The following is a 25850-nucleotide window of genomic DNA, read 5'->3' as shown; positions in this document are numbered from 1 at the left end:
CACGTGGTTTGGGACCATGGGGCCGGGGGTTCAAATCCTCTCACCCCGACCATAAAGAATCGACAAAAGCAGCCATTGAATATTAATATTCAATGGCTGCTTTTTTATGTTGATTAGTTGATTATAAATATACTTGTTTTTCACAAAATATGCTCCCCTTTAATAACAGATTTTTACTTCAATCTATCTATCAAAAGGGAGCATATTACCTTACTAGTCTTTTAGTTCTTTAGTTTTTAAAAATATAGCTTTATAAAATATTTATTATTCATTTGTGGCTATATATTTATTTTTGGTTGCTTCACCACCTCTGATATGCCTTTCAGCCTTATTAGTTTGTAAAATTTCTTTTACCATTGATGCTATAAGAGGGTTTATCTTTGGTAGGCGCTCAGTTACATCTTTATGAACAGTGCTTTTACTTACTCCAAAAACACCTGCGGCTTGCCTTACAGTAGCCTTTTCATCTAATATGTACTTCGCTATTTCTAAAGTTCTCTCCTCTATATAATCTTTCAATACAATAACCCCCTCTTGATTTTGGGTATATATTTCTATACTTATGCATTTTTACTGGGGAATAGAACGAGGATCAACAGATTTACCATTTTTAATAGTCTCAAAATGCAAATGACTAGGCATTAACATTTCTATATCTGCTGTTTTACCAACTACAGCTATATGGTTTCCTTTTTTTACATCCAGTCCTTTCTTTACCATCTTTGTATCTCCTAGATTTGCAAACTTTGTAAGAAGTCCATTTCCATGATCCAGTACTATTACTTTGCCCCATAGTGGATCTTCTATTATTTCCTTTACTGTTCCATCTAAAGGTGCTACAACCTTTGTTCCTGTTTCAGCTGCAATATCTATCCCCGTATGTGCTCTCCACTCATCTAATGTTTCGGAGTAGATTAAACTATCTTCCGTAAATTCAGTCATTATCTCACCTTTTATAGGCATAATAAAACCTTTGTGACTTTCTTTACTTTTCTTTTGGGGTGTCTCTTTTTGAGCATTCCCTTGCGAAAATGTTTCTTGAGCTAATTCTTCTTTGGAACTTTCAGTCTCTTTAGGCTTGGACTCTTTCTTTTCTTTATTAGAGTCTAGGTTTTCCTTTTTAGAAACTTCCTTTTTAGGAGCTTCCTCTTTGGATTCTTTAACATTTTCCTCATTAGGTGGAGTTTCTTTTTTTGGAGTTTCTTTGGCTATTTCATCTTTTTTAGTATTGGGTTTATTTCTTTTAACATCTTTTTCATTTAACTGATTAGGAATATCTTCCATTTGTTCTTGACTTAAAAGATTTCTCCCTTTTGAATTAGAATCTTTATTTACTACGTAAATCGTACTAAAAGCAACAACCCCAACACATAAAAATAGAAATAATAGGAATCCATTTTCTTTTACAAATTTAAATATTTTTTCTTTCATCTTCTATCACCTCTAGTACCTATTATTTCCAGTTCACTATTTTTAATACCTCAAAAAATTAAAAAAGATATAACTTATTAAGTTATATCTTTTTCATAGTAATAAAGGAACTTTATCTTACTATTGAAATTGTCTATTTAGAAGTGTTTTTTATTTCTATACCTGAATAATAATGTTCTAATATCGCTTCAAAGTTTTTCCCATCTTTAGCCATCACATTTGCACCCCATTGACTCATTCCTACACCGTGTCCATATCCATGTGTTTCTATTTCTATTAGACCTGACTTTTCATCAAAAGTAATTTTAAAATTAGTAGAGTTTAGTTCAAATATATCTCTTATATCCCTACCTTCAGCCGTTATACCATTTAGAGACAATTTATTTATTCTACCACTTGATGTTTTTTCTACTAATTTTATTTTATTTAAAAAATCTTCTTCTTTAAGCTTTGCTTTAGGAAATTTAGAATTTAATAATTTTACAAACTCAGACTTAGTTATAGTTTTTATATCTTTAAATTTTGGTGCATCTTCTTCTCCTGGACTTTCTACCGCTTTTAAATAAGGTGAATTAGTAGCAAATACATTCATTGAGTCCTCTGTCATACCTCCACTTGTAGAGTGATATAAGGGTTCTATTATTTCTCCTTTGTACATAATTACAAGGTTTTTTGTAGTATCTACAGCTTCTTCTATTTTGTCCCAATAATCATCTATCCATTTTTCCCCGTGAACCTTTTTTAAATCTTCTAAAGATAGATATGCTTGACAATGTACGCCCGTACAAAGTGGAGCCCCCGAATGATTAGGATGGCCTTTTTCAAATCTTATGCTCTTGTTTATAGCATATGTCCTAGCTGCTATAGCTTGAGCCTTTAGAGCTTCAATATCAAATCTTGCAGGCATCTCTGCTGCAACTACTCCTTTTATATATTCGTCCAATATAATTTTTTCAGTTTTTTCCTTCTTTTCATTGTATATATTTATATATTCAAATTCTTTTTTCCCTATTTTTAAAGGAACACTGACCTTTTCAATAGTTTTTGCCTCTTTTTCCATTTTATCTTGTGCTATTTTCTGACTATCTTCCTCTTCAAATCCTATTCCTTCTGAAACACTTTTAACACTTACAATATCTACACTTTTAGCTATTGCTGATGGAATAAGAACTGTTATGGTAAGTACTATAAGTAAATATCCTCCAAGTCGTTTCATATTCTCCCCCTTATAAACTTAATATATATATTCTTATTCAAATATATGTGTATTTATGACTTGAGGACATAAAAAAAGAATGAAAATATTATATTTTCATTCTTAATCTTTAAGATTTAATCTTCTTCAACTGTTTTTCTATATATTTTAGCACCAAGATTTGTAAATTTCTCTTCTATATTATCATATCCTCTTTCTATATGATATATATCTTCTATTTCTGTTTTCCCGTCAGCCACAAGTCCTGCCAATACAAGAGCAGCTCCAGCTCTTAAATCAGTAGCTCTTACACGTGAACCCGTAAGGCCTTTTACTCCTTGGATAATACAAGATTTACCATCTATTTTTATATTGGCACCCATTCTTTTAAGTTCATCTACATGCATAAATCTATTTTCAAATACAGTTTCTACAACAAGGCTAGTTCCCTTAGCAAGTGTCAACATAGCCATAAATTGAGACTGCATATCTGTTGGAAAACCAGGATAAGGAAGTGTTTTAACATCTATAGGCTTAAGCTCTCCATTTGATATTATCCTTATAGTATCTTCGTTTTCTATTACTTCCACACCTGTTTCTTTTAATTTTGCAATTACAGGCTTTATATGACTTGCTATGACATTTTCTACTATAACATCTCCTCCAGTTATAGCTGCAGCCACTAAAAATGTTCCTGCTTCTATTCTATCTGGGATAATTCTATGAGTACAACCACCCAATTTTTCTACACCTTTTATTTTAATGGTACTAGTTCCTGCACCTTTTATCTTAGCACCTAGTTTATTTAAAAAGTTTTGCAAGTCTACAATTTCCGGTTCCATAGCAGCATTTTCTATAATGGTCTCTCCTTCAGCCATAGTAGCTGCCATCATAATGTTTTCTGTAGCACCAACTGATGGAAAGTCTAGATATATTTTATCACCTAAAAGTTTTTCTACTACAGCGTCAATACTTCCATGTTCTGTATTTGTATCAACTCCCAGTGCTTTAAAACCCTTTAGGTGTAAATCTATTGGGCGTGTTCCAATAGCACATCCTCCTGGAAGTGAAGTTTGACTTTTTCCAAGTCTTGCTAACAATGGTCCCATTACAAGGAAAGAAGCCCTCATTTTGTTCATAAGGTCATATCTAGTCTTATAATTATTTAAATTATTTGAATTTATTTTTATAGTATGTTTATCTAAGAATTCTACTTCTGATCCTAGTGTTCTTAAAACCTCACATATTATCCCTACATCTCTAAGGTTTGGTACATCTTTTAATATTATATCTTCAGTTCCTAATAACGATGCTGCTATTATAGGAAGTGCAGAGTTTTTTGCTCCATTTATTCTTACATTTCCTTTTAATGGAGGGCTCTTCTCTACTACTATTATTTCCAAATTATCTCCCCCTACTTTAATATCCTGCTGTTATAATAGGCGTACCTATCCACAGGTATGTATAATCTTCATCTCTATTATACCTCATTGATAGGTTAATGTTAATCTTTTTTTTATTTATTGTCAAATAGTTTTCAATTAATGGGCTATATATTGTATAAGATGAAAATTGTTCTTCTGAAAATTCATCTACTATATTTCCCTTTATATTTTCTAAAGAATCATTTAGCTTGTCCACATAGTCTCCTTTACTAGATAATCCTTCAATTTTACCTATTAAGCAAGATGTTACATCTACTTCACAATTAAACTCTTTGTATATATCTTCTATTTTATCTATTATATCATTTTTTTCAAAAAAGCAATCATTTTTTATAATACTTATAGAAAGTGTAGTTTCGCCTTTATCCATTTCTTCATCTAAATATGAGTTTAGATTTATAGAAATCTTGTTTTCATCGATATCATAGCCATCATAATTTATTTGACTAAAATTATCTTCAAATATTATCATTTTGGAATAATATTCATTTAAATCAATTTCTTGTAATATAAATGGATCTACCTCTTCGCCAACAAGTCCAATTTCCGATATCAACTTTTCTCCTAATTTACTTATATCTTTTTCTCCTAAAAACTTATCATCTATAACACCATTAAAAGCTATATCTACTTCTGTAGGTTGACCTTCTAAATCGTATAAGATTTCCTCTAATACATCTAAGTCATCCTTTGAGTTATCTGCCTTTGAGAAAAATGGTAGCATTAAAATTAAAATAAGTCCAAATATAATTGTTTTTTTCATATTAATCCTCCTAGTATTAATTAGGGAAGGAGTCTTTTTATTTAATGTAAAGGGGGACAAAACATCACAATAAAAAAGTACCCTTCCCTTATACTATAAGTATTGACTAGGAAGGATACTTTTTATACACTTTTATAATATTTATTTTTTATTATTTATCTTCTATATTTTGATAATTCTAATCTATTTATAGATCTTTTTAAAGCAGCTTCTGCACGCACAAAATCAACATCTTCTGACTTATCGAGTCTTTCTTCAGCTCTTTTTTTAGCAGCCTCTGCTCTATCTATATCTATTTCTTCAGGCCATTCTGCTGCGTCTGTAACTATAGTCACATTATCATTTACTGCAGAAATATATCCATCTGATACTGTAGCTATTCTTTCAGTATCATCTTGGAATATTCTTACCTTTCCAATTCTTAAAGGGGTAACTATAGGAGTTCTTCCCTTTAAAACAGCTAAATCTCCCTCTAATCCTCTAACTATAACACTATCTATGTCTTCACTAAAGAATGATCTATCAGGAGTTACTATATCTAGATGAATTCCAGCCATATTAATCTTCCGCCTTTTTAGCTTTTTCTAAAGCTTCCTCGATAGTTCCTACCATAAGGAAAGCTGTTTCTGGAACATCATCATGTTTTCCTTCTAATATTTCTTTGAAACCTCTCACTGTATCAGCTATAGATACATATGAACCAGGAATACTTGTAAATGTTTCTGCAACAAAGAATGGTTGTGTTAAGAACCTTTGAATTTTTCTAGCTCTTGAAACTATCAGCTTATCTTCTTCTGAAAGTTCGTCAAGACCAAGTATTGCTATAATATCTTGCAACTCTTTATATCTCTGTAAGATTTCCTGAACTTCTCTTGCTACATTATAATGTTCTTGCCCTACTATAGCAGGGGAAAGCATCCTAGATGAAGACTCTAATGGGTCTACAGCTGGATAAAATCCTTGTTCTGAAATAGAACGTGAAAGAACAGTTATAGCATCTAAATGCGCAAATGTTGTAGCTGGTGCCGGGTCTGTAAGGTCATCAGCTGGAACATAAACTGCTTGCACACTAGTTATTGAAGCTTTCTTTGTAGATGTGATTCTCTCTTGTAGCTGTCCCATTTCTGTAGCCAGGGTTGGTTGATAACCTACTGCTGAAGGCATTCTACCTAAAAGTGCTGATACTTCTGAACCAGCTTGAGTAAATCTATATATATTATCTATAAATAAAAGAACGTTTTGACCTGCCTGGTCTCTAAAATATTCTGCCATAGTAAGTCCTGTTAAGGCTACTCTCATCCTAGCTCCAGGTGGTTCATTCATCTGACCAAATACTAGAGCTGTTTTGTCTATAACTCCAGATTCAATCATCTCATAATAAAGGTCATTTCCCTCTCTTGTTCTCTCTCCTACTCCAGCAAATACAGAGATTCCTCCGTGTAAAGTAGCAATATTATTTATAAGCTCTTGGATAAGTACTGTTTTACCAACACCTGCTCCTCCAAAGAGACCTACCTTACCACCTTGAGCATAAGGTGCCATAAGGTCTACTACTTTTATACCTGTTTCAAATATCTCTTGTGTAGTAGCTTGTTCTTCAAAAGAAGGTGCTTCTCTATGAATAGGTAAGTTTTCTACATCTTTAAGATTATCTTTGCCATCTATAGCATCTCCAAGGACATTAAACATTCTACCTAAAGTTTCATCTCCTACAGGAACTGTTATTGGGCTTCCCGTATCTCTACATTCCATTCCTCTAATTAGACCGTCTGTATCTCCCATAGATATACATCTTACTGTATCATCTCCAAGATGTTGTGCCACTTCAACTATTATTGTTTCATCATTTTTTTCTATTTCTATAGCATTTAATAACTCGGGAAGACTTTCTTCGTCGAAACGTATATCTACTACCGGTCCAATTACTTGTACTATATTTCCTACTGAACGTTCCATTTGCTCACTCCTTCCTCTATTATTTTAATGCTTCTGCTCCAGCAACAATTTCAGATAATTCTATAGTTATTGCTGATTGTCTAGCTCTATTATATTCCATATTTAATTCGTCTATTATATCATTTGCATTGTCAGTAGCAGCGCTCATAGCTGTCATTCTTGCAGCTTGTTCACTTGTTGATGCTTCTATAAGAGCACCAAAAATACTACTTTCAATATATTTCGGTATTAAAAACTCCAATACTTCTTCAGGGGTAGGTTCAAAATCTACTATTGTAGTAGGTCCACTGTCTTCTTTTTTTATTTTTTCACTAGGTAAAAGCTTTAAAATTGTAGGTTTATAGCTAAGTGTAGTAATAAAATCAGTATATACTACATTTATCTCATCTACTTCTTCCTTTTTGAATAGTTCCATAGCTAAATTACCAATTTTTTTAGCATCAGTAAATTTTGGATCTTCAGATATTCCTACAAAACTTTCTATTATATTATAATCTCTACCTTTGAAAAAGTCTTTAGACTTCGCCCCAACTGTTATTAAAGAAATGGAGTCTTTATCATTTTTAAATTTTTTGTGTATAAGTCTATTTATATTTGAATTGTATCCTCCAGCAAGGCCTTTATCACCGTTTATTATAATATATAATGCATTTTTCACTTCTCTTTGTTTTAAAAGTGTATGATTTACATTTACATTTTCCAATACTTCTTTTATATTTTCTAAAACAGTGTTGTAATAAGGTCTTGTCTTATCTAACATAATCCTTCTTTTTCTCATCTTTGCAGAAGATACAAGTTCCATAGCTTTTGTGATTTGTTTAGTACTTCCAATCCCTTTTATACGCCTTTTAATTTCTCTAGTGGATTGTGCCAAACTATCACCTCCATTTTTTTAAACTAGAAGCTCTTTTTGAATTCTTCTATAGCTTTTTTTATATTTTCTCTTATTTCATCATCTAGTCCTTCTCTTTCACTTATCATTTTTACCGTTTCAGGATAATTATTATGAACAAAATCCAAGAACTCTTTTTCAAATAATGAGATTTGATCTACTGGTATATCTTTTAAAAGATTATGTGTAACTACATATAATATTATTACTTGATCTTCAACATTTAAAGGGCTATATTGAGCCTGTTTTAAAACTTCCATAAGTCTTTCACCGTGACTAAGTCTGGCTTGAGTTTCCGGGTCAAGATCTGATCCAAATTGAGAAAATGCTACTAAATCTCTATATTCAGCTATGGATAGCTTAAGTTTACCACCTATAGCTTTCATAGTTTTTATTTGAGCATCTCCACCTACTCTTGATACAGAAAGTCCAGTATTTATAGCCGGTCTTTGCCCTGCAAAGAAAAGATCTGTCTCTAAGAATATTTGCCCATCAGTTATAGATATAACGTTAGTTGGTATATAAGCTGAGATATCTCCCTCTAAAGTTTCTATTATAGGAAGGGCAGTTATTGAGCCGCCTCCATTTTCTTCATTAAGCTTTGCTGCTCTTTCAAGAAGTCTTGAGTGAAGATAGAATACATCTCCAGGGAAAGCTTCTCTTCCTGGTGGTCTTCTTAAAAGAAGTGACATGGATCTATATGCTGTAGCATGTTTTGAAAGGTCATCATATACTATCAAACAATCTTTACCTTGAGCCATAAACTCTTCTGCCATAGTGATTCCAGCATATGGAGCTATGTATTGAAGCGGTGCAAGTTCACTTGCTGTAGCTGAAACAACTATAGTATAGTCCATTGCTCCTCTTTGTTGTAGGACTTCTACAATTTGTGCTACGGTAGATCTCTTTTGACCTATCGCTACATATATACACATAACATCTTGATCTGCTTGGTTTAAAATAGTATCTATTGCAATTGCAGTTTTACCTGTCTGTCTATCACCTATTATAAGCTCTCTTTGCCCTCTACCAATCGGGAACAATGCATCTATTGCTTTTATTCCAGTTTGAAGTGGTTCATGTACACTTTTTCTAGTTATAACACCAGGTGCTATTTTTTCTATAGGGCTAAACTTATTAGTATTTATACTTCCTTTTCCATCTATAGGTTGACCTAGGGCATTTACAACCCTACCTGTTAGAGCATTTCCTACTGGTACTTCTACTATTCTACCAGTTCTTTTTACGGTGTCTCCCTCTTTTATATCTTTATCAGATCCTAAAAGTACACAACCTACGTTGTCTTCCTCTAAGTTTAGAGCCATTCCATATACATCGCCTGGAAATTCTATAAGTTCTCCAGCCATACAACCTTCTAGTCCATGTAATCTTGCAATACCGTCTCCAACCTGGATTACAGTACCCACATCTACAAGTTCTAGTTTATTCTCATATTTTTTAATTTGCTCTTTTATAATTGAACTTATTTCTTCTGGTTTTAACTCCAAATTTTTTCACCTCAATCTCTCTATAATGATACATCTTTTATGATACTTTCCATTTCTTTAAGTTGACTCTTAATTGAAGAGTCAATTATCTTTTCATCCATTCTTAAAAGCACTCCTCCTATAATAGAAGGATCTACTAAGTTTGAAAGACGAACTTCTTTATGAAATTTATCTTTTAATACAGCTCGTAATCGCTTTTTAGAAGATTCTTCCATTTCAACTGCCGTTACAGCTTCTATATCTAATATATTTTTATATTCTTTAAAAAGAGTATTATACTCTTTTACTATATCCATAATACTGCTCTCTCTTTTTTTATCTATAATTACATATAGAAAATTTAAAACTTCTTTAGATATATTTTTCTTAAATATAGATTCTACTAATTTTCTTTTTTCATTCTTAGCAATCCTTGGATGTTCTAGTATTTGTAAAAGTTTTTCTTCTGAAATAAGAGTTTCTTTTATAAATTCTAGCTGACTGTGAAACTCCTCTATATTTTCCAATTCAAGTCCAACTTCAAATAGAGATGAGGCATATCTTTTACCTACTAATTCTGCCATTTAGAACTACCTACCTCATCTATAAATTTATCTATTAAGATATTTTGGTTTTCTAAATCTATATCTTTTTCCATAATCTTTGTTGCAATAAGTATTGCCATCTCTCCTGCAGACTTTTTAACATCATCATATGCTTTTTCTTTTTCACGAGCTATCTGTATCCTAGCTCTTTCTAGTATTTTTTCTGATTCTTTTTTAGCATCTTCTAACATAGTCTTTTCTAACTCAGTACCCCTAACTCTAGAACTTTCAACTATCTCTTGGCCTTCTAGTTTTGCTTTTTCTATTCTATCTTCATACTCAGCTTTTAAATCTATAGCTTCTTGTTTTAAAATCTTAGCATCTTCTATATCAGTTTCAATATTTTCCTGTCTCTTTTGTATAAATTCTGTAACTGGTTTATGAAGAAACTTCTTTAATATCATAAATAGAATAAAAACAGAAACTAAAATAATAAGCATAGGTACTAGTTGTGGCAAGACTAATACTTTAATATCTCCCATCTGCTAACCTCCTTAGTAAAGGTAAAACCTATACTTAAATTATAGTCCTAAAGTTGCATATACTGTTAATAACGGTCTCAAGAATAGTAATATTAAGGCTATTACGAATCCGTAGATACCAGTTGTCTCTGCTACCGCTTGACCAAGAAGCATTGTTCTTGTAATATCTCCTTGTGCTTCTGGTTGTCTACCTACAGCCTCACATGCACTACCTGCTGCATTACCTTGACCAATACCAGCACCTATACCTGCTATCATGGCAAGTCCTGCACCTATTGCTGAACATCCTAATATAAAAGCTTCACTTGTTATTCCTTCCATTTTCATTTCCTCCTTTAAATTATTATAATTTATTCCTCTGTTGCTCCACCAATAAAGATCATAGTTAACATACCAAATATAAATGTCTGTAAAAGTCCTGCAAATATGTCAAAGTAACCATGCATAACTGGTGTAAATATAGGAGCAAAATAACCTAATGCACCGTATAATAATGTCATTATTATACCACCACTCAATACGTTTCCGAACAAACGGAAAGATAATGATACTGGATTTGCAAGTTCTCCTATCACATTTATAGGAGTCAGTAAAACAAAGGGTTCAGTAAAACTTTTTAGATACCCTCCAAGTCCTCTCCTAGTTTTAAACAACATAATCTGTGTTGCAAAAAATGTAATAAGAGCTAAAGTAAGTGTTACACTGTAATCGGAAGTAGGTGGTGTAAGTCCTATAAGTCCTAGTAGGTTTGCAATACCTAAAAAACACATAAGAGTGAAAATATAGGGTGCAAAATTCATATTTTTCTCTCCCATATTTGTTCTAACTAAATCATTGACAGCTTCTACTAACATCTCAATGATATTTAAAAAACCTGTAGGTTTTTCATTTACATCTGCAGTCTTTATCTTTTTATTTACATAAAAAGCAAGTATAGATAGTGCTATAACTACTAAAACTGTATTTATTATACTGTCATGAATTATTATCTCGTTTCCACCTATTGTTATTAATAGCTCCAAAATATTCCTCCTTCCAAAATAAAATTATACTTTTAATATGAGTATTCAGATTTACTTTGTAAAGTCTTTATCTATAATATTAGAAACTACTATAGTAAATTTCACCATTAAAAGACCTAATACAGTAGCTGGAAAATTCAAATAATCAGCTACTATAGATATCATCAGTACTATTAGATATATCACAGATCTAATCATATAGTGCTTAATAGTATAACTCCTAGCACCTTTAGGTGTCATTGTTACAGCCCTATTTATAGTGCTTTCTAAAAGCTTAAAAGATAAGATACTAATAAGTATTCCAAATAAATATCCCAACGCTATAGGTTTTGGGTTTTTAAATAAAAAAAACATAAAGCCAATAATTAACAAACCAGCTATAGCTGTTCGTCTGTAGACTTTCATAATGATATCATCATTCATTTGTTCTACCATCACTTCCTTTTATTCTTAAAGGCACCTGTTATCTTAAAGACATTCATAAATCCTCCACCTACACCTAAAAGCATAAATATAATCATGAAAACGCCATCTGTTCCTACCCATTTATCTATCCAACCACCAATATATATACCTAAAAATATAGGTGTAATCATGGATATACCTATTTGTGAAATAAGGGCTAAATTTTTAAGAGCACTCCTATCTTTATCATTTTTTTTCATCAGGACCACTCCTCAAAAAGTTTTTACTTGCTATGAAACGTTTTCTTTCACATATTTCATTTTATCAAAAGATTTAGATATTTACAAGAATAAACACCAATTACTTCATTTTATATAAGGTCCTATTCTTATTTAACTATATCGGATATAATTATATAACTTTTATAGACAATATAGCTAATTTCCCCTCAATTATACATACAGTTATTAAGTAATTTTGTCAAAATTTAAGCTTTTAAAATAAAACAAAAAACAATAAAAAGGCTTAGAAAATCTAAGCCTTTTTATTATTTACCTATTTAGTTCCATACAATCTATCGCCAGCATCTCCAAGACCTGGATAAATATATGCATGTTCATTTAATCTTTCATCTATACTTGCTACATATATATCTACATCTGGATGTGCTTTTTGTAAAGCGTCTAATCCTTCTTGAACTGATACTAGACATACAAACTTTATGCTTTTAGCTCCTCTTTTCTTTATAGCATCTATAGCGGCTATAGCTGAAACTCCTGTTGCAAGCATTGGGTCTACAACTATCAGTTTTCTTTCATTGATATCTTGAGGCATTTTACAATAGTATTCTACAGCCTGTAATGTTTCAGGATCTCTATAAAGTCCAACATGTCCTACCTTTGCTGCTGGAAGTAAGGTAAGCATTCCTTCTACCATTCCCTGTCCTGCTCTTAAAATAGGTACAATACCTAATTTTTTACCCGCTAATGCTGGTGACATCATTTTTGTAATTGGAGTTTCTATTTCAATATCTTCAAGTTCTAAGTCTCTTGTTACCTCATATCCCATAAGCATAGAAACTTCAGAAACAAGTTCTCTAAATTCCTTTGATCCAGTTTTTATATCCCTAATGTAAGTTAGTTTATGTTTAATTAGAGGGTGATCTAAAACAGTTATTTTTCCCATATACTATTCCTCCTTATTTTTTCATTTAGTATTATATCATATTTATATCTTAAATTTCATTTATTTTTTGAACTCTTTTGCTATGTCTTCCTCCTGCAAATTCTTCCTCTAGAAATATTTTTACTATTTCACTAGCAACTCCACTCCCTATAACTCTAGCTCCCATAGCAAGGACATTTGCATCATTGTGCTCTCTACTCATTTTAGCAGAATACAAGTCATTACAAAGAGCACATCTTGTACCTTTTACTTTATTTGTAGCAATGGAAATACCTATACCAGTACCACATATAACAATTCCTTTATCTACTTCTCCAGCAACTACAGCTTGACCTACTGCTTTTCCAAAGTCTGGATAATCTACCGAATCAGTAGATTTAGTTCCATAATCTACAAATTCTACAGTCTCTCCTTCAAATTCCTTTTTTATAAATTCTTTTAGTTCAAATCCACCATGGTCACTGCCTATACCTATTTTCATCTTTTTTCCTCCTATGTTTTTATATATGACCGTATATCTTTTCAACGGCTTTTAAAATTTCATCTCTTGACTTGTCATATTCTAATTTATCTCTACCATATGGGTCCTTTATATCCTTTTCTTGGCCAAATGCATATTCATTTAATAAAAATATCTTATATCTTTTTTTAGGATATCTCTCAATTAAAAGATCCTTATGTCCCATTGTCATAGTAAGGATCAAATCACTACTATCTATAAGCTCATCACTTATATTTTTAGAAACATGATGCTCTATATCTATTCCAATATCTTGCATAGCAAGAATGGCATTTTCATTTGCACTACTTCCCCCACTAGCAAATATACCTGCAGATCTAGAATCTACATCTAAATCTTTTTCTATTGTAATCTTTTTAAGTATACCCTCAGCCATGGGACTTCTACAAGTATTTCCTGTACATACAAATAGTATATTCACCTTTTTCCTCCTAACAATTTACAATGTTGCCTCCTGAAGCTTTCATCATTCTATTCATTATAGCCTTTCCTATATCATCAAGTTCTACACCTTCAGATAGTATTATATCTACATTTAACTCATCAAATTCTCTAAGAACTTTAAAAAGCTTTGTGGCTATTGATCGTTTATCTTTTCTTGTTCCAAGAGTTTTTATTATTCCTTTAGAATATCTATCCTGGGTTTCATCTGTTGCCATAACACCTATTTTTTTACCTTCATATATATACTTTCCTATTCTTTCATTTATAGTTTTAACTATATCTTCTGTCTCCCCCTGAAACACTATCATCTCAGCTTTTGGTGCATAATGACGGTATTTTTGTCCAGGCGATTTAGGTATTTCCTTACTTTCTAAATTTGCCCTGTCTTCAATCACATGTGGAATAATCTTTTTAAGCTCTTCATAACTTACACCACCAGGTCTAAGTATCATAGGTCTATCACCAGATAAATCAAGTACTGTTGATTCAAGACCTATCCCAGTATCTCCACCGTCTATTATTACATCTATCTTACCAATCATGTCCTCTATTACATGTGCTCCACTTGTAGGACTGGGTCTTCCAGATAAGTTTGCTGAAGGAGCTGCTATAGGAAGACTAGCTAAGTTTATAAGTTCTCGTGCTATTGGCTCTTCAGGCATTCTTATAGCAACACTGTCTAGTCCTGCCGTTATTATATCTGGAATTTTATGAGATCTTTTAAGGATTATGGTTAAAGGCCCTGGCCAAAACTTATCTATACACCTAAAAGCTATATCTGGTATTTCTTCTACTAATGAATCTAACTGATCTACCTCTCCTATATGAAGTATGAGCGGATTGTCAGATGGTCTTCCTTTAGCTTTATATATCTTTTTTACAGCCATTTCGTCTAAACCATTTGCACCAAGACCATAAACTGTTTCTGTTGGAAAAGCAACTACCCCACCATCTTTAAGAATCTGAGATGCTCCTAATAGATCTTCTTTTTTAAAATCCTCTTTATCTATCTTTACTATTTTAGTCTCCATATTTTACCTCTTTACATATTTTTATATAAAAATAGAAGAGAAGTCATCTCTCCTATTATGCGTTTTCTTGTAATTTTTCTGCTTGATCAGTAGTTATAAGAGCATCTATAAGTTCATCTAAATCTCCATCTAAAAAATCAGAAAATTTATTAACTGTATAATTTATCCTGTGATCTGTTATCCTAGTTTGAGGATAGTTATATGTTCTTATTCTTTCAGATCTATCTCCTGTACCTACCTGACCTTTTCTGTCTTGAGCTATCTCTTTTTGTTGGTCACTTAAGACTTTATCATATATCCTAGTTTTTATAATTTTCATAGCTTTAGCCTTGTTTTTAGTTTGACTTTTTTCATCTTGACAAGATACTATGATCCCTGTTGGAATATGAGTTATTCTAATAGCAGAGTCGGTAGTATTTACGTGTTGTCCTCCTGCTCCTGATGCTCTATAAGTATCTACTTTTAAATCTTTTGCTTCTATTTCTATGTCAACATCTTCAGCTTCAGGAAGAACGGCTACTGTTGCAGTAGATGTATGAATCCTACCACTTGACTCTGTTTCCGGAACTCTTTGAACTCTATGAACACCAGATTCATATTTAAGTCTACTAAATGCGCCTTTACCTTTTATCATAAATATAACTTCTTTAAATCCACCTATACCTATTTCATTGGAATCCATAATTTCAACTTTCCAGTTGTTTCTTTCAGCATATCTAGAGTACATTCTAAATAGGACTCCTGCAAATAGAGCTGCTTCGTCTCCTCCAGCTCCTCCTCTTATTTCTACTATTACGTTTTTGTGATCATTTGGATCTTTTGGAATTAAAAGAAGCCTAAGTTCTTCTTCTATTGTTTCTTGTTCCTCTTCTAATCCTTTTATTTCTTCTTTTACCATCTCATTCATATCATCATCTAGCTTGTCATGAAGAAGTTCTTTTGCATCTTCTAGCTCTTCTAGTATTCTTGTATATTCTTTATACTTAAAAACTATAGGTTCGATATCTGAATGTTCTTTCATGACGCTTTGATACTCATCTAAATCCTTTACAAGATCTGGATCCATTATCCTTTGATTTAATTCATCATATTTTTTTTCAATAAAACCTAATTTTTCTAACATAAAAATCCTCCACTAAATTACTCTTTATTTTTAAATTTATTATAAATCACCCTTGCTACTACTCCTACAATTATTATATATATAGCTGTTACTCTAAATATAACCAATGTCAATGCTGCAATAATAGCAATAGCTAAATCTTTATATCCTAAATGTGCCTTTGTAATAAGCTTATAAACAGCTGAAAATATAAGTGCTACAACAACTGGTCTAATTCCTAAAAATATTTTTTCAAATATAGGATTGTTTTGAAACTGCGTAAAAAAAACTGCTATAATAAGTATTATAAAAAAGGAAGGAAGAACAGTCCCTATAGTGCAAACAAGTGCCCCTGGAAGCCCTTCCATCCTATATCCTAAAAATATACTTGAATTTACAGCTATAGGTCCAGGTGAGGATTGAGCTATAGATATAGTATCTATGAATTCTTCATCTTTTATCCAGTTTTTATTTTCAACTACTTCTTTTTGTATAATAGGAATCATAGCAAAGCCACCGCCAAAGGTAAATGCACCTATTTTCAAAAATGTTAAAAACATTTGTAAATACTTTCTAAAACCTTTAATAAAGCATCACCCCTAAAACTCCTCCAATAATAATTGCAATTATGGGATTTAAATTTTTAAATGTCACTCCATAAAAAAGGCTTATAGCTATCAAAACCGACTTTATATCTACAAAACTACTTTGAGATACTGTAATACCCGCAGCCAATATAAGACCTATAACAATTGGCCTTATTCCTTCAAATATCCAAGCTACATATTTTGAGTTTTTAAATTTTGAAAGCGAGGCAAATATTATACTTATAATTATAAATGAAGGAAGTATAACTGCAAAGGTAGCTATTGCAGCCCCAAGGATTCCACTTACTCTAAAACCTAAAAATGTAGCAGCATTTACTGCAATAGGACCAGGCGTCATCTCTGATATCGCAAATATATCTATAAATTCACTACTTGTCATCCATGCATGGTTTCTGATAACCTCTTCTTCAAGTAAAGGAAGCATAGCATATCCTCCACCAAAGCTAAACGCCCCTATCTTAAAGAAAGTTATAAAAAGCTGTATTAAAACTGCCATATTCCTCTCCTTGTTTTTTAAACCCGAGTACTATTCTATCAAGACCTTGAAGGTCTTTTATTACTAAAGTATTTTTAAATCCTTCTTTTTCAAGTATTTCTTTTACACTTTCACCTTGATCAAAACCTATCTCATATATAAGCATACCGCCATTTAGTAAATACTCCTTGCCTTCTTGACTTATCCTTCTATAAAACAAGAGACCATCATGACCTCCATCAAGAGCAAGTCTTGGCTCAAACTTTTTTACATCTACCTGAAGTTCATCTATTACATCTGTTTTTATATAGGGAGGATTTGAAACTATTACAGAAAACTTCTTATCACTTTTTATATTAGTAAATAAATCACTCTTTCGAAAATTTACATTTGTAAGTCCAAGTCTTCTTAAATTTTTGTTTGCAACCCTTATCGGTCTATCTCCTATATCAATACCAAGAACTTGGGCATTTTTACACTTGTCACCAATACTAAGCGATATAGCCCCAGTTCCTACACCTATCTCTAAAACTTTTACCAGATCGTCTCCAAAGTTTTTATCTATATAGTTCAAAATATACTCTACTAACTCTTCTGTTTCAGCCCTTGGGACTAAAACTCCTTTTTCTACAAATAAATCCAGTCCCATAAATTCTTTTTCCTCAAATATATAACTAATAGGTTCACCAAGTGCTCTTCTATCTATTAGAGTAAAAAAGCTTTCTTCTTCTTCTTTACTTACCCATTTATCTAGGTTTATATATATATAAGATTTATCTACTCCCAAAAGCTTTGAAAATATATATATGGATTCTTTAATAGGATCTATATATTCTAAATCCTTTAACCTATCTCTTCCAATTTCTAAGATTTCTTTAATTACCAAAGGTCATCCTCCATATTGTCTGGAATAACAGATTTAAGTGCTTCTATAGCTACCTCTATCTGACTATCATCAGGTTCTCTAACAGTTGCATATTTTTGAATCATAAGACCTGGATAAGAAAGGTAGTAACTTAATTTACTATCACTTCTACCTATAAGTCTATTTACCTCATATGAAATACCTGCTATTACAGGAAACATAAGAATTCTTATAAGAATTCTTTGAAGTGGACTTGGCCAACCAAAAAAAGATAATACAAAGATACTTATTATCATTACCATAAATAAAAAACTCGTTCCGCATCTTGGATGCAAGATAGGCTTTGTTTTTACATTTTCAACTGTTAACTCTTCCATGCTTTCATAACAATGTATAGATTTATGCTCGGCACCATGGTATTCAAAAACTCTCTTTATATCTTCAAGTTTTGAAATACCTATTACATATATAAAAAATATAGAAACTCTAATAATACCTTCTATCATATTTAAATATATTGGATTTGTAACCTTTGTCTTTAATATACTAGTTAAGAAGTTTGGAAGTATCATAAAAACTAGTATAGAAATAGTAATAGAAAAGGCTACTGTTAGAAACATAGAAACATCTTCAGCCTTATCTTTAAATATCTTTTCAAATAATGTTTCATCCTCTTTTAATTTAAACATTCTTCTGAAGATATTATCTTTATATTCTATCTCCTCTTCCTCTTCAAAAAAATCAGCCGAATACATTAAAGCATTTGTACCTACTACCATAGCTTCAACAAGCCCTACTACTCCCCTTATAAAGGGAAGAGATAGAAGCTTATATTTTTTACCTATACTATCTATTTTATCTACTTTTAATTCTATATCTTCATCAGGTTTTCGAACAGCCATAGAAATTTTTTCTGGCCCCTTCATCATAACTCCTTCGATAATAGCCTGACCACCAATCGTAGTTTTATGTTTTAAATTATTTTCTTTCAAATCGATCACTTTCCTTTTTCATTACAAAAGTATTTAAAAAAAAGGTTAGATGCCCTTGCAACTAACCTAGATTTTCGAAGAAACTAGTCCCTATTATATTTCTTCTTGAATTTTTCTATACGTCCACCACGCTCAGCAAATTTTTGTTTACCTGTGAAAAATGGATGGCATTCAGAACATATTTCTACTTTTAAGTTTTCTTGTGTAGAACCTGTCTTAAAGGTATTACCACAAGCGCATGTTACTGTAGCATCTACGTACTCTGGATGAATATCTTTCTTCATTTCTTTCACCTCTTCCCAAATCTGTATATATCATTTAGACATACTATCAATTTAACCACTAAATTATACCATACTAAAAACTAGTTTTCAACTAAAATAGGTTTTTGTTTACGACCTCAGCTATAAACTCTTCATTGGATTTAGTTTGAATTAGCCTATCCATAAAGCTCTCTATTACTTCATAACTAGGTGAATTACTAAATGCTTTTCTAATAGCCCAAATTGATTCTAGTTCTTTTTGAGTTAAAAGAAGATCTTCTCTTCTAGTTCCTGACTTGTGAATATCAATAGCCGGGAATATTCTTTTTTCTGAAAGTCTTCTATCTAAATGAATTTCCATGTTTCCTGTTCCCTTAAACTCTTCAAATATAACATCGTCCATTCTGCTCCCAGTATCCACTAAAGCTGTTGCAAGTATTGTAAGGCTTCCACCCTCTTCCATATTTCTTGCCGCTCCAAAGAATCTCTTTGGCACATATAAGGCTCCTGGATCAAGTCCTCCTGATAGGGTTCTACCAGTAGCTGGAATAGTTAAGTTATAAGCTCTTGCAAGTCTTGTTATACTATCTAATAAAACTACAACATCTTTACCATGTTCAACAAGCCTTTTAGCTCTTTCAAGTACTATTTCTGCAACTTTTGTATGGTTTCTTGGAAGTTCATCAAAAGTACTATAAACTACATCAGCCTCTACAGTTCTTTTCATATCTGTTACTTCTTCTGGTCTTTCATCTATAAGTAGGATTATCATCTCTGCTTCAGGATGGTTTTTAGTTATAGAGTTTGCTATCATCTTTAAAAGGGTTGTCTTACCTGCCTTAGGAGGAGATACTATCATACCTCTTTGACCTTTACCAAGTGGTGCTATTAAATCTATCATACGAGTTGCAAAATCACTTGCATCCGTTTCAAGTTCTAATCTGTCATTTGGGTATATAGGAGTTAGTTTATCAAAATCCGGTCTATTTACAGCTGTTTCAGGATCTAAATCATTTATTCCCTTAACATATAAAAGAGCTCTAAACTTTTCCCCTTGTTTTGCTGGTCTTACAACCCCTGCTATCTTATCACCTGTCCTCATCCTAAATCTTCTTATTTGTGAGGGTGATAAATATATATCGTCATCTCCAGATTGATAGTTTTCCCTTCTTAAAAAACCATATCCATCTTGATGAATTTCTAATATTCCACTTGCCATATTTATATCGTCAAGTTGTTCCATCTCTTCTGTAGCCTTGTCTGATAAATCTTTCATATCTATTTTTTTTATATCTATTTTGTTTTTATCTTTAGAATCCTTTTTAATATTTCTATTTTTTAATATAGCTTCTATAAGTTCATATTTCCTATATTTATATGGACTAGCTACATTAAAATCTTTAGCTATTTCTCTAAGCTCTACTATTTTCTTTTTTTCTAATTCTTCTAAATTCACTTTTAGCCTCCTTTATTTAGCATATTCAGGCTTTTTATCAAGTTTGTGAATTGACTCAATAAATCTAATAGTTCCTGTTTCTAATCTAAGTATTAAAGTATGAGTACTAGCAGTATTGTTTTCCATATATTTTACTCCTTGAAGAAGTTCTCCATAGGAAACTCCAGTAGCTGCAAAACTCATTTCATTACCTTTAGCCATATCGTCTATAGTATAAACTTTTTCTAAATCAGCACCCATCTCTATACATCTTCTTTTTTGCTCTTCAGTAACTGGTTTTAAAATACCTTGCTGTTCTCCGCCTAAACACTTAAGTGCAACAGCTGATATAACTCCCTCAGGCGCTCCACCAATTCCCATAAGTATGTCAACATTAGTATAGTCAAAACAAGTAGAAATAGCACCAAGTACGTCACCATCACTTATCATTTTAATCCTTGCTCCAGCTTCTCTAATCTCTTTTATAAGCTTATCATGCCTAGGTCTATCTAGTACTACAACTGTTATATCGTCTACATCCTTATGAAGAGCTTTGGCTACATTTTCTATATTTTCTTTAACTGATTTATGAATATCTACAGACCCTTTAGCTTTTGGTCCTACAGCTATCTTTTCCATATATGTATCTGGTGCATGAAGAAGACAACCCTTTGGTGCAACTCCTACTACGGATATTGCATTTGGAAGACCATTTGCAACTGAAAGAGTTCCATCTAGAGGATCTACTGCTATATCAATAGCTAAACCACTTCCGATTGCCCTCCCTATATTTTCTCCAATATAAAGCATAGGAGCTTCATCCATTTCTCCTTCACCTATTACTACCGTTCCATCTATATTGAGAGTATCAAACATTCTTCTCATAGCATCTACAGCTGCTCCATCAGCCTTGTTTTTATCTCCTTGTCCTAAAAACTTTGCACTTGCAAGTGATGCTGCTTCTGTTACTCTTCCTAAGTTTACTGGTAAATTTCTATCCATCAAAATCGCCTCCAGATTTATTTTTATATTCTATTTTTAGTTCTTTATGAAATATTTACTTTAGACTTGTATCAAAAGATAAGTTTTAATAAGGAAGCTTTATCAGATGGATCAATCCATCTGATAAAGATACTTTTAGATTTATTTTACACTTTCCCAATCCTTTAAAAACCGTTCTATTCCACTATCAGTAAGTGGATGGTTAAGCATCTGATTGAAAACTTTATAAGGAATAGTTGCAATATCTGCTCCAGCTTTTGCAGACTGAAAAACATGAGCAGGATGTCTTATACTTGCAGATATTATTTCTGTATCTATTTTATATATATAAAATATTTCAGCAATATCTTTCACAAGATCTATTCCTTCATTTCCTATATCATCAAGTCTTCCTATAAATGGACTTACAAAACTTGCTCCAGCCCTAGCTGCTAAAAGAGCTTGATTTGCAGAAAATACAAGTGTCACATTCGTCTTTATACCTTCCTTGTCCAATATATTTACAGCTTTTAGTCCTTCTTTTGTCATAGGTACTTTTATTATTATATTTTTATGAATCTTACTTAATTCTCTTGCTTCTTTTAACATGCCTTGGTGATCTTCACTTACTACCTCAGCACTTATGGGTCCATCTACAATATCTGCAATTTCACCTACAACTATCTTAAAATCTCTTCCTTCTTTAGCTATAAGGCTTGGGTTTGTAGTAACACCTTTTAAGATTCCCCAGCTATTTACTTCCTTTATTTCGTCCAAATTAGCAGTATCTATAAATAATTTCATAAAATCCTCCTTATTTTAATACTTACCCTTTATTTACTGAACCAAATATTTTCATTTTTTCCATAATTGTTTTTTTCATACTTTCTGTAGCAGGTTTAAGTATTTTTCTTGGATCTATTTGATCAGGATTTTCTTTTATATATTCTTTTACAGCTCTAGCAAATGAAGCTCTTATATCTGTATCTATATTGATTTTACATATACCACATTCTACTGCCTTTTTAAGACTTTCTTCAGAAACTCCACTTGAACCATGAAGTACTAAAGGAACATCCACTGTATTTCTTATCTTTTTTATTCTGTCATAATCTATCTTTGGCTCACCTTGATAAACTCCATGAGCTGTTCCAACTGCTATAGCTAAGTAATCTACTCCAGTTTCTTCTACAAATCTTTTAGCTTCTACAGGATTAGTAAAGGTAGCATCTTTTTCACTTACTGTAATATGGTCTTCTGTTCCTCCTATTTTACCAAGTTCTGCTTCTACAGTAACTCCAACCATATGTGCTATTTCAACAACTCTTTTAGTAAATGCTATATTCTCTTCTAGAGGAAATCTAGAACCATCAATCATAACAGATGAAAAACCATGTCTTATACATTGCATAACCTGTTCAAAATCTGTACCGTGGTCTAAATGCAGGGCTACAGGAAGCTTAGATGAATTGGCTGCAAGTTTTCCAAGCGCTGCAATATACTCTACTCCTGCATATTTCAATCCACCTTGGCTTGCTTGAAGTATAACCGGAGAATTTAATTCTTCTGCAGCTCCCATTATAGCTTGAATTATTTCCATATTATTTACATTAAATGCTCCTACTGCATATTTGTTTTTTTGTGCATGCAGCAACAATTCCTTACCCGTCATTAACAAATAAATCACCTTTCCCTTCTATTTCTAACTTTTATTATATCATTATAGTAACATTTTAACAATAAAGTATAGAAATTTAGACATATAGATAGGATTTTTATTTTACTAAGTTCTAATTTTACTTTATCTCTATAAAAAATATACCTTAGAAATTTCTAAGGTATATTATAAAAGATATTTATTTTTAGATCTAATCTAAATAAAATTATTATTTTATATTTTATTTTTCAACTACTATTTTAATCCTGCTTCCTTAACTGCTTTGATAAATCTTTTAGAATCAGTAACATTACCAAATACTCCACCCTGCATTTTTACAGACTTTACAGCCGCTTCATAGTTACCGTAATCAGTGGCACCTGTAGCATCTTTTAATAAAATACACCAGAAACCAAAGTCATTTGCTTCCCTCATTATAGTGTGAACACAAACATCAGTTGTAATTCCTGCAACAACAATGTGAGTTATACCTAAGTTTCTTAAAACTAAATGAAGGTTAGATGTAGTAAAGGCACCTTTACCTGCCTTGTCTATAACCACTTCACCAGGTATAGGATATAATTCATCTACTATATCCCAATTTTTTTGACCCCTAGTTAATAGTTGACTTCCAGTATCTTCTAGAGACTCACCTAAACCAATACCTTCACCAATTAACTTAGATCTTAATACCTTGTTATATGGCGCATCAGATAAGTCAGGCTCATGACCTTCTCTTGTATGAATTACACTAATATCAGTTCCTCTTATTGCATCTAGTACATTTTTAATAGGTTCTATAGCAACTGAAGTTAAGGAAAGATCATATCCCATTGTATCTACATATCCACCTTTTCCAGCAAAGTCAGTCTGCATGTCAATTGAAAGAAATGCTGTTCTAGCAGAGTCTAATTCTATATAAGCATCTTGCCCAAACTTTGGAGTATCTTCTACTTCTACCTTAAATAGTGTACCTTTAGCCTGCCCATATTCCCAAGTAGGAAATGCTAAAGTTTTTGTTTCTTGGAAAATGTCATATCCTTTTTGCACCTTTTCTAAAATTTCTTTCTTCCTTCATCTAAATACTTTTCGTAAGTTCTAATTTTGTGAGTCATATTAAAATCCTCCTATAGATTATGATTTATTTTTTATTTGCCTTCAAATTTTGGTTTTTTATCTTCCCTTAAAACAATTTGTTCTAAGATTATTACTAAGACTATTACAAATATAATTGGATTATTTAGAAGTGTTCCAACTAAATTTGGTAGAGTATTATAGAATTCATCTGGAAGTCTTGATACACCCAGTGCTAAAAATATTGAAAATCCAACTATAAATATTTCTCTAGTTTCAAACTTCTTTCCTTGACCTTTTATTGTATCTGCACCAAGTCCTATAAGTGTTGAAGCTACTCCTAAAAGTACCGCACCTGCTACAGGCTGTGGCATTGCTGCCATAAGTCCTCCTACCTTACCAAAGAAAGATAATACAATAAAAGCTATACTTGCTATTATTATTAAAAACTTAGAAGCTATTCTAGTTAATAGTACAAATCCTAAGTTTTCCCCATAGGCTACATTTGGCGCTACTCCAAACATTGGAGCTATTACACCTTCAACTAATCCAAATACTGTAAAGTATCTTTTTTCTCGTGTTGAGTCTACTTTTGTTCCTATTATATCTGTATATGCATCAACATTTCCATATAAGTTAACGGCTGCAAATATTTGTACTATCAGCATTGTGACTATTAAATCTATTGGTGGCATCTCCAAACCATATGGAAATATCTTTGGAAGTATAAAGGTAGGTGCATTATTAATTAAAGACCAATCAAACTTTCCACCTATCATAAACACTGCATATCCCGCAACTATAGTAACTAGAAATGGAATGGTAGCTAGTATTCCTTTTCCTTTAATAGACAGCCACCCTGTAATGAGTGCTAATACTATACCTGCATAAAAAGGCCAAGTAGCACCATATGAAGCTATAAGCTCCATACCTGTAAAACTTGTTGAAAGTCCCACCATCATAACCATAGAACCTAATGCTAATGGTGTCCAAACTTTACCTATATATGAGATTAAGCCTAAGGCACCTAGTATAGCAACTATAACTCCTGCAACTATAAATGCGTTAAATGATAAGAGTGCATATTCCCTGCCACCTACTGACATGGCAGCTACTATGGCTAAAGATGTAATAATATTAGGCCCAGATATCATTGATAGCCGGTAACCCATAACAGCTTGAATAAGTGTGGAAACTCCTATCATAAGTACTACTCTACCCATATAGGCTCCAAGCATATTGCCTTCGAATCCAAGACCTAAACCTACAATAGAGTATCCCCATACTACTGGATAAAACATTATAAGTATCCATTGAAGAGAATATATTATCGTATCCTTTAAGGAATCAGGTTTATCATCTGGACCGTAAATTAATTTTATACGATCTTGAGAATCTGACATTTACAAAACCTCCTAATTTAGGAATTCATCTTTTTGTAAGGCTCGTCCTCCTTCAAATTTCATATTGTATTATTTATTATTATCAATTCTATATCGAAGTTTAGATATGTTCTTTGACTTCTTATATATAAT

At 32.1% G+C, this 25850-nt stretch carries 31 protein-coding genes; all 31 read right to left on the bottom strand.

The window, feature by feature from the left end; translation table 11 throughout:
* Positions 1–264: 264 nt before the first annotated feature.
* Positions 265–519 (bottom strand): sporulation transcriptional regulator SpoIIID, encoded by a 255-nt coding sequence (spoIIID, locus tag ACTHW2_RS00840; RefSeq protein ID WP_442261819.1) that lies wholly within the window; start codon positions 517–519, stop codon positions 265–267.
* Positions 520–570: 51 nt separating this feature from the next.
* Positions 571–1431, bottom strand: coding sequence for a peptidoglycan DD-metalloendopeptidase family protein (locus tag ACTHW2_RS00835; RefSeq protein ID WP_442261818.1), 861 nt, complete (start codon positions 1429–1431; stop codon positions 571–573).
* A 133-nt stretch (positions 1432–1564) separates the two neighbouring features.
* Positions 1565–2647 (bottom strand): stage II sporulation protein D, encoded by a 1083-nt coding sequence (spoIID, locus tag ACTHW2_RS00830; RefSeq protein ID WP_442261817.1) that lies wholly within the window; start codon positions 2645–2647, stop codon positions 1565–1567.
* A gap of 116 nt (positions 2648–2763) precedes the next feature.
* Positions 2764–4029: a UDP-N-acetylglucosamine 1-carboxyvinyltransferase gene (gene murA, locus ACTHW2_RS00825; RefSeq protein ID WP_442261816.1), complete on the bottom strand. Its 1266-nt coding sequence runs from the start codon at positions 4027–4029 to the stop codon at positions 2764–2766.
* Positions 4030–4045: 16 nt separating this feature from the next.
* Positions 4046–4834: a YwmB family TATA-box binding protein gene (locus tag ACTHW2_RS00820; protein WP_442261815.1), complete on the bottom strand. Its 789-nt coding sequence runs from the start codon at positions 4832–4834 to the stop codon at positions 4046–4048.
* Between the two features lie 155 nt (positions 4835–4989).
* Positions 4990–5391, bottom strand: a complete 402-nt coding sequence (gene atpC / locus ACTHW2_RS00815) for an ATP synthase F1 subunit epsilon (RefSeq protein WP_442261814.1) — start codon at positions 5389–5391, stop codon at positions 4990–4992.
* A gap of 1 nt (position 5392) precedes the next feature.
* Complete coding sequence (gene atpD, locus ACTHW2_RS00810; RefSeq protein ID WP_442261813.1) at positions 5393–6790, bottom strand: F0F1 ATP synthase subunit beta; 1398 nt, start codon at positions 6788–6790, stop codon at positions 5393–5395.
* 19 nt (positions 6791–6809) lie between these two features.
* Complete coding sequence (gene atpG, locus ACTHW2_RS00805; RefSeq protein ID WP_442261812.1) at positions 6810–7664, bottom strand: ATP synthase F1 subunit gamma; 855 nt, start codon at positions 7662–7664, stop codon at positions 6810–6812.
* 23 nt (positions 7665–7687) lie between these two features.
* Positions 7688–9190: a F0F1 ATP synthase subunit alpha gene (gene atpA / locus ACTHW2_RS00800; protein WP_442261811.1), complete on the bottom strand. Its 1503-nt coding sequence runs from the start codon at positions 9188–9190 to the stop codon at positions 7688–7690.
* 20 nt (positions 9191–9210) lie between these two features.
* Positions 9211–9753: a F0F1 ATP synthase subunit delta gene (locus tag ACTHW2_RS00795; RefSeq protein ID WP_442261810.1), complete on the bottom strand. Its 543-nt coding sequence runs from the start codon at positions 9751–9753 to the stop codon at positions 9211–9213.
* Positions 9741–10256: a F0F1 ATP synthase subunit B gene (gene atpF / locus ACTHW2_RS00790; RefSeq protein ID WP_442261809.1), complete on the bottom strand. Its 516-nt coding sequence runs from the start codon at positions 10254–10256 to the stop codon at positions 9741–9743. The genes ACTHW2_RS00795 and atpF overlap by 13 nt, the downstream gene beginning before the upstream one ends.
* A gap of 39 nt (positions 10257–10295) precedes the next feature.
* Positions 10296–10577 carry an ATP synthase F0 subunit C gene (gene atpE / locus ACTHW2_RS00785; protein ID WP_442261808.1) on the bottom strand — a complete coding sequence of 94 codons (282 nt, stop codon included), beginning with the start codon at positions 10575–10577 and terminating at the stop codon, positions 10296–10298.
* A 29-nt stretch (positions 10578–10606) separates the two neighbouring features.
* A complete protein-coding gene (atpB, locus tag ACTHW2_RS00780) occupies positions 10607–11278 on the bottom strand; it encodes a F0F1 ATP synthase subunit A (protein ID WP_442261807.1) in 672 nt (223 codons plus the stop codon).
* Between the two features lie 51 nt (positions 11279–11329).
* Positions 11330–11713 carry an ATP synthase subunit I gene (locus ACTHW2_RS00775; RefSeq protein ID WP_442261806.1) on the bottom strand — a complete coding sequence of 128 codons (384 nt, stop codon included), beginning with the start codon at positions 11711–11713 and terminating at the stop codon, positions 11330–11332.
* Complete coding sequence (locus ACTHW2_RS00770) at positions 11713–11943, bottom strand: AtpZ/AtpI family protein (protein ID WP_442261805.1); 231 nt, start codon at positions 11941–11943, stop codon at positions 11713–11715. The genes ACTHW2_RS00775 and ACTHW2_RS00770 overlap by 1 nt, the downstream gene beginning before the upstream one ends.
* A gap of 295 nt (positions 11944–12238) precedes the next feature.
* On the bottom strand, positions 12239–12868 hold the full coding sequence (gene upp, locus ACTHW2_RS00765) for a uracil phosphoribosyltransferase (protein WP_442261804.1): 630 nt from the start codon (positions 12866–12868) through the stop codon (positions 12239–12241).
* A gap of 49 nt (positions 12869–12917) precedes the next feature.
* Positions 12918–13349: a ribose 5-phosphate isomerase B gene (gene rpiB / locus ACTHW2_RS00760; protein ID WP_442261803.1), complete on the bottom strand. Its 432-nt coding sequence runs from the start codon at positions 13347–13349 to the stop codon at positions 12918–12920.
* Positions 13350–13368: 19 nt separating this feature from the next.
* On the bottom strand, positions 13369–13809 hold the full coding sequence (locus ACTHW2_RS00755) for a low molecular weight protein arginine phosphatase (protein ID WP_442261802.1): 441 nt from the start codon (positions 13807–13809) through the stop codon (positions 13369–13371).
* 10 nt (positions 13810–13819) lie between these two features.
* Positions 13820–14863, bottom strand: a complete 1044-nt coding sequence (locus tag ACTHW2_RS00750; RefSeq protein WP_442261801.1) for an L-threonylcarbamoyladenylate synthase — start codon at positions 14861–14863, stop codon at positions 13820–13822.
* Between the two features lie 55 nt (positions 14864–14918).
* Positions 14919–15986: a peptide chain release factor 1 gene (gene prfA / locus ACTHW2_RS00745; protein ID WP_442261800.1), complete on the bottom strand. Its 1068-nt coding sequence runs from the start codon at positions 15984–15986 to the stop codon at positions 14919–14921.
* A 17-nt stretch (positions 15987–16003) separates the two neighbouring features.
* Positions 16004–16525: a chromate transporter gene (locus tag ACTHW2_RS00740; protein ID WP_442261799.1), complete on the bottom strand. Its 522-nt coding sequence runs from the start codon at positions 16523–16525 to the stop codon at positions 16004–16006.
* Positions 16526–16547: 22 nt separating this feature from the next.
* Positions 16548–17069 (bottom strand): chromate transporter, encoded by a 522-nt coding sequence (locus tag ACTHW2_RS00735; protein WP_442261798.1) that lies wholly within the window; start codon positions 17067–17069, stop codon positions 16548–16550.
* Positions 17032–17934 (bottom strand): peptide chain release factor N(5)-glutamine methyltransferase, encoded by a 903-nt coding sequence (gene prmC / locus ACTHW2_RS00730; RefSeq protein ID WP_442261797.1) that lies wholly within the window; start codon positions 17932–17934, stop codon positions 17032–17034. Before prmC ends, ACTHW2_RS00735 begins: the two co-directional genes overlap by 38 nt.
* Complete coding sequence (locus tag ACTHW2_RS00725) at positions 17928–18905, bottom strand: DUF1385 domain-containing protein (RefSeq protein ID WP_442261796.1); 978 nt, start codon at positions 18903–18905, stop codon at positions 17928–17930. The genes prmC and ACTHW2_RS00725 overlap by 7 nt, the downstream gene beginning before the upstream one ends.
* An 83-nt stretch (positions 18906–18988) precedes the next feature.
* The gene (gene rpmE / locus ACTHW2_RS00720) at positions 18989–19189 is read right to left on the bottom strand and encodes a 50S ribosomal protein L31 (protein ID WP_442261795.1); all 201 of its coding nucleotides are present in this window, start codon (positions 19187–19189) and stop codon (positions 18989–18991) included.
* A gap of 91 nt (positions 19190–19280) precedes the next feature.
* Positions 19281–20624: a transcription termination factor Rho gene (gene rho / locus ACTHW2_RS00715; RefSeq protein ID WP_442261794.1), complete on the bottom strand. Its 1344-nt coding sequence runs from the start codon at positions 20622–20624 to the stop codon at positions 19281–19283.
* A 12-nt stretch (positions 20625–20636) separates the two neighbouring features.
* The gene (gene glpX / locus ACTHW2_RS00710; RefSeq protein ID WP_442261793.1) at positions 20637–21605 is read right to left on the bottom strand and encodes a class II fructose-bisphosphatase; all 969 of its coding nucleotides are present in this window, start codon (positions 21603–21605) and stop codon (positions 20637–20639) included.
* Positions 21606–21746: 141 nt separating this feature from the next.
* The gene (gene fsa / locus ACTHW2_RS00705) at positions 21747–22388 is read right to left on the bottom strand and encodes a fructose-6-phosphate aldolase (protein ID WP_442261792.1); all 642 of its coding nucleotides are present in this window, start codon (positions 22386–22388) and stop codon (positions 21747–21749) included.
* 22 nt (positions 22389–22410) lie between these two features.
* Complete coding sequence (locus tag ACTHW2_RS00700) at positions 22411–23271, bottom strand: class II fructose-1,6-bisphosphate aldolase (RefSeq protein WP_442261791.1); 861 nt, start codon at positions 23269–23271, stop codon at positions 22411–22413.
* 225 nt (positions 23272–23496) lie between these two features.
* The gene (locus ACTHW2_RS00695) at positions 23497–24291 is read right to left on the bottom strand and encodes a cysteine hydrolase family protein (RefSeq protein ID WP_442261790.1); all 795 of its coding nucleotides are present in this window, start codon (positions 24289–24291) and stop codon (positions 23497–23499) included.
* Between the two features lie 98 nt (positions 24292–24389).
* On the bottom strand, positions 24390–25718 hold the full coding sequence (locus tag ACTHW2_RS00690) for a uracil-xanthine permease family protein (protein WP_442261789.1): 1329 nt from the start codon (positions 25716–25718) through the stop codon (positions 24390–24392).
* Positions 25719–25850 lie beyond the last annotated feature (132 nt).

It is taken from the genome of Tissierella sp. (genome assembly GCF_052089545.1).
GTDB lineage: Bacteria > Bacillota > Clostridia > Tissierellales > Tissierellaceae > Tissierella_A.
The sequence above is the reverse complement of the archived record's forward strand: the minus strand, read 5'-3'. Positions and strand labels throughout refer to the sequence as shown.

Bases quoted from the DNA above. Each gene is read 5' to 3' on its own strand.
- ACTHW2_RS00835 (WP_442261818.1), bottom strand. From the start codon at position 1,431: ATGAAAGAAAAAATATTTAAATTTGTAAAAGAAAATGGATTCCTATTA.
- spoIID (WP_442261817.1), bottom strand. From the start codon at position 2,647: ATGAAACGACTTGGAGGATATTTACTTATAGTACTTACCATAACAGTT.
- ACTHW2_RS00820 (WP_442261815.1), bottom strand. From the start codon at position 4,834: ATGAAAAAAACAATTATATTTGGACTTATTTTAATTTTAATGCTACCA.
- atpC (WP_442261814.1), bottom strand. From the start codon at position 5,391: ATGGCTGGAATTCATCTAGATATAGTAACTCCTGATAGATCATTCTTT.
- atpD (WP_442261813.1), bottom strand. From the start codon at position 6,790: ATGGAACGTTCAGTAGGAAATATAGTACAAGTAATTGGACCGGTAGTA.
- ACTHW2_RS00795 (WP_442261810.1), bottom strand. From the start codon at position 9,753: ATGGCAGAATTAGTAGGTAAAAGATATGCCTCATCTCTATTTGAAGTT.
- atpF (WP_442261809.1), bottom strand. From the start codon at position 10,256: ATGGGAGATATTAAAGTATTAGTCTTGCCACAACTAGTACCTATGCTT.
- atpE (WP_442261808.1), bottom strand. From the start codon at position 10,577: ATGGAAGGAATAACAAGTGAAGCTTTTATATTAGGATGTTCAGCAATA.
- ACTHW2_RS00775 (WP_442261806.1), bottom strand. From the start codon at position 11,713: ATGGTAGAACAAATGAATGATGATATCATTATGAAAGTCTACAGACGA.
- ACTHW2_RS00770 (WP_442261805.1), bottom strand. From the start codon at position 11,943: ATGAAAAAAAATGATAAAGATAGGAGTGCTCTTAAAAATTTAGCCCTT.
- upp (WP_442261804.1), bottom strand. From the start codon at position 12,868: ATGGGAAAAATAACTGTTTTAGATCACCCTCTAATTAAACATAAACTA.
- rpiB (WP_442261803.1), bottom strand. From the start codon at position 13,349: ATGAAAATAGGTATAGGCAGTGACCATGGTGGATTTGAACTAAAAGAA.
- ACTHW2_RS00750 (WP_442261801.1), bottom strand. From the start codon at position 14,863: ATGGAGACTAAAATAGTAAAGATAGATAAAGAGGATTTTAAAAAAGAA.
- prfA (WP_442261800.1), bottom strand. From the start codon at position 15,986: ATGTTAGAAAAATTAGGTTTTATTGAAAAAAAATATGATGAATTAAAT.
- ACTHW2_RS00740 (WP_442261799.1), bottom strand. From the start codon at position 16,525: ATGTTTTTAACATTTTTGAAAATAGGTGCATTTACCTTTGGCGGTGGC.
- ACTHW2_RS00735 (WP_442261798.1), bottom strand. From the start codon at position 17,069: ATGGCAGTTTTAATACAGCTTTTTATAACTTTCTTTAAGATAGGGGCG.
- rpmE (WP_442261795.1), bottom strand. From the start codon at position 19,189: ATGAAGAAAGATATTCATCCAGAGTACGTAGATGCTACAGTAACATGC.
- glpX (WP_442261793.1), bottom strand. From the start codon at position 21,605: ATGGATAGAAATTTACCAGTAAACTTAGGAAGAGTAACAGAAGCAGCA.
- fsa (WP_442261792.1), bottom strand. From the start codon at position 22,388: ATGAAATTATTTATAGATACTGCTAATTTGGACGAAATAAAGGAAGTA.
- ACTHW2_RS00690 (WP_442261789.1), bottom strand. From the start codon at position 25,718: ATGTCAGATTCTCAAGATCGTATAAAATTAATTTACGGTCCAGATGAT.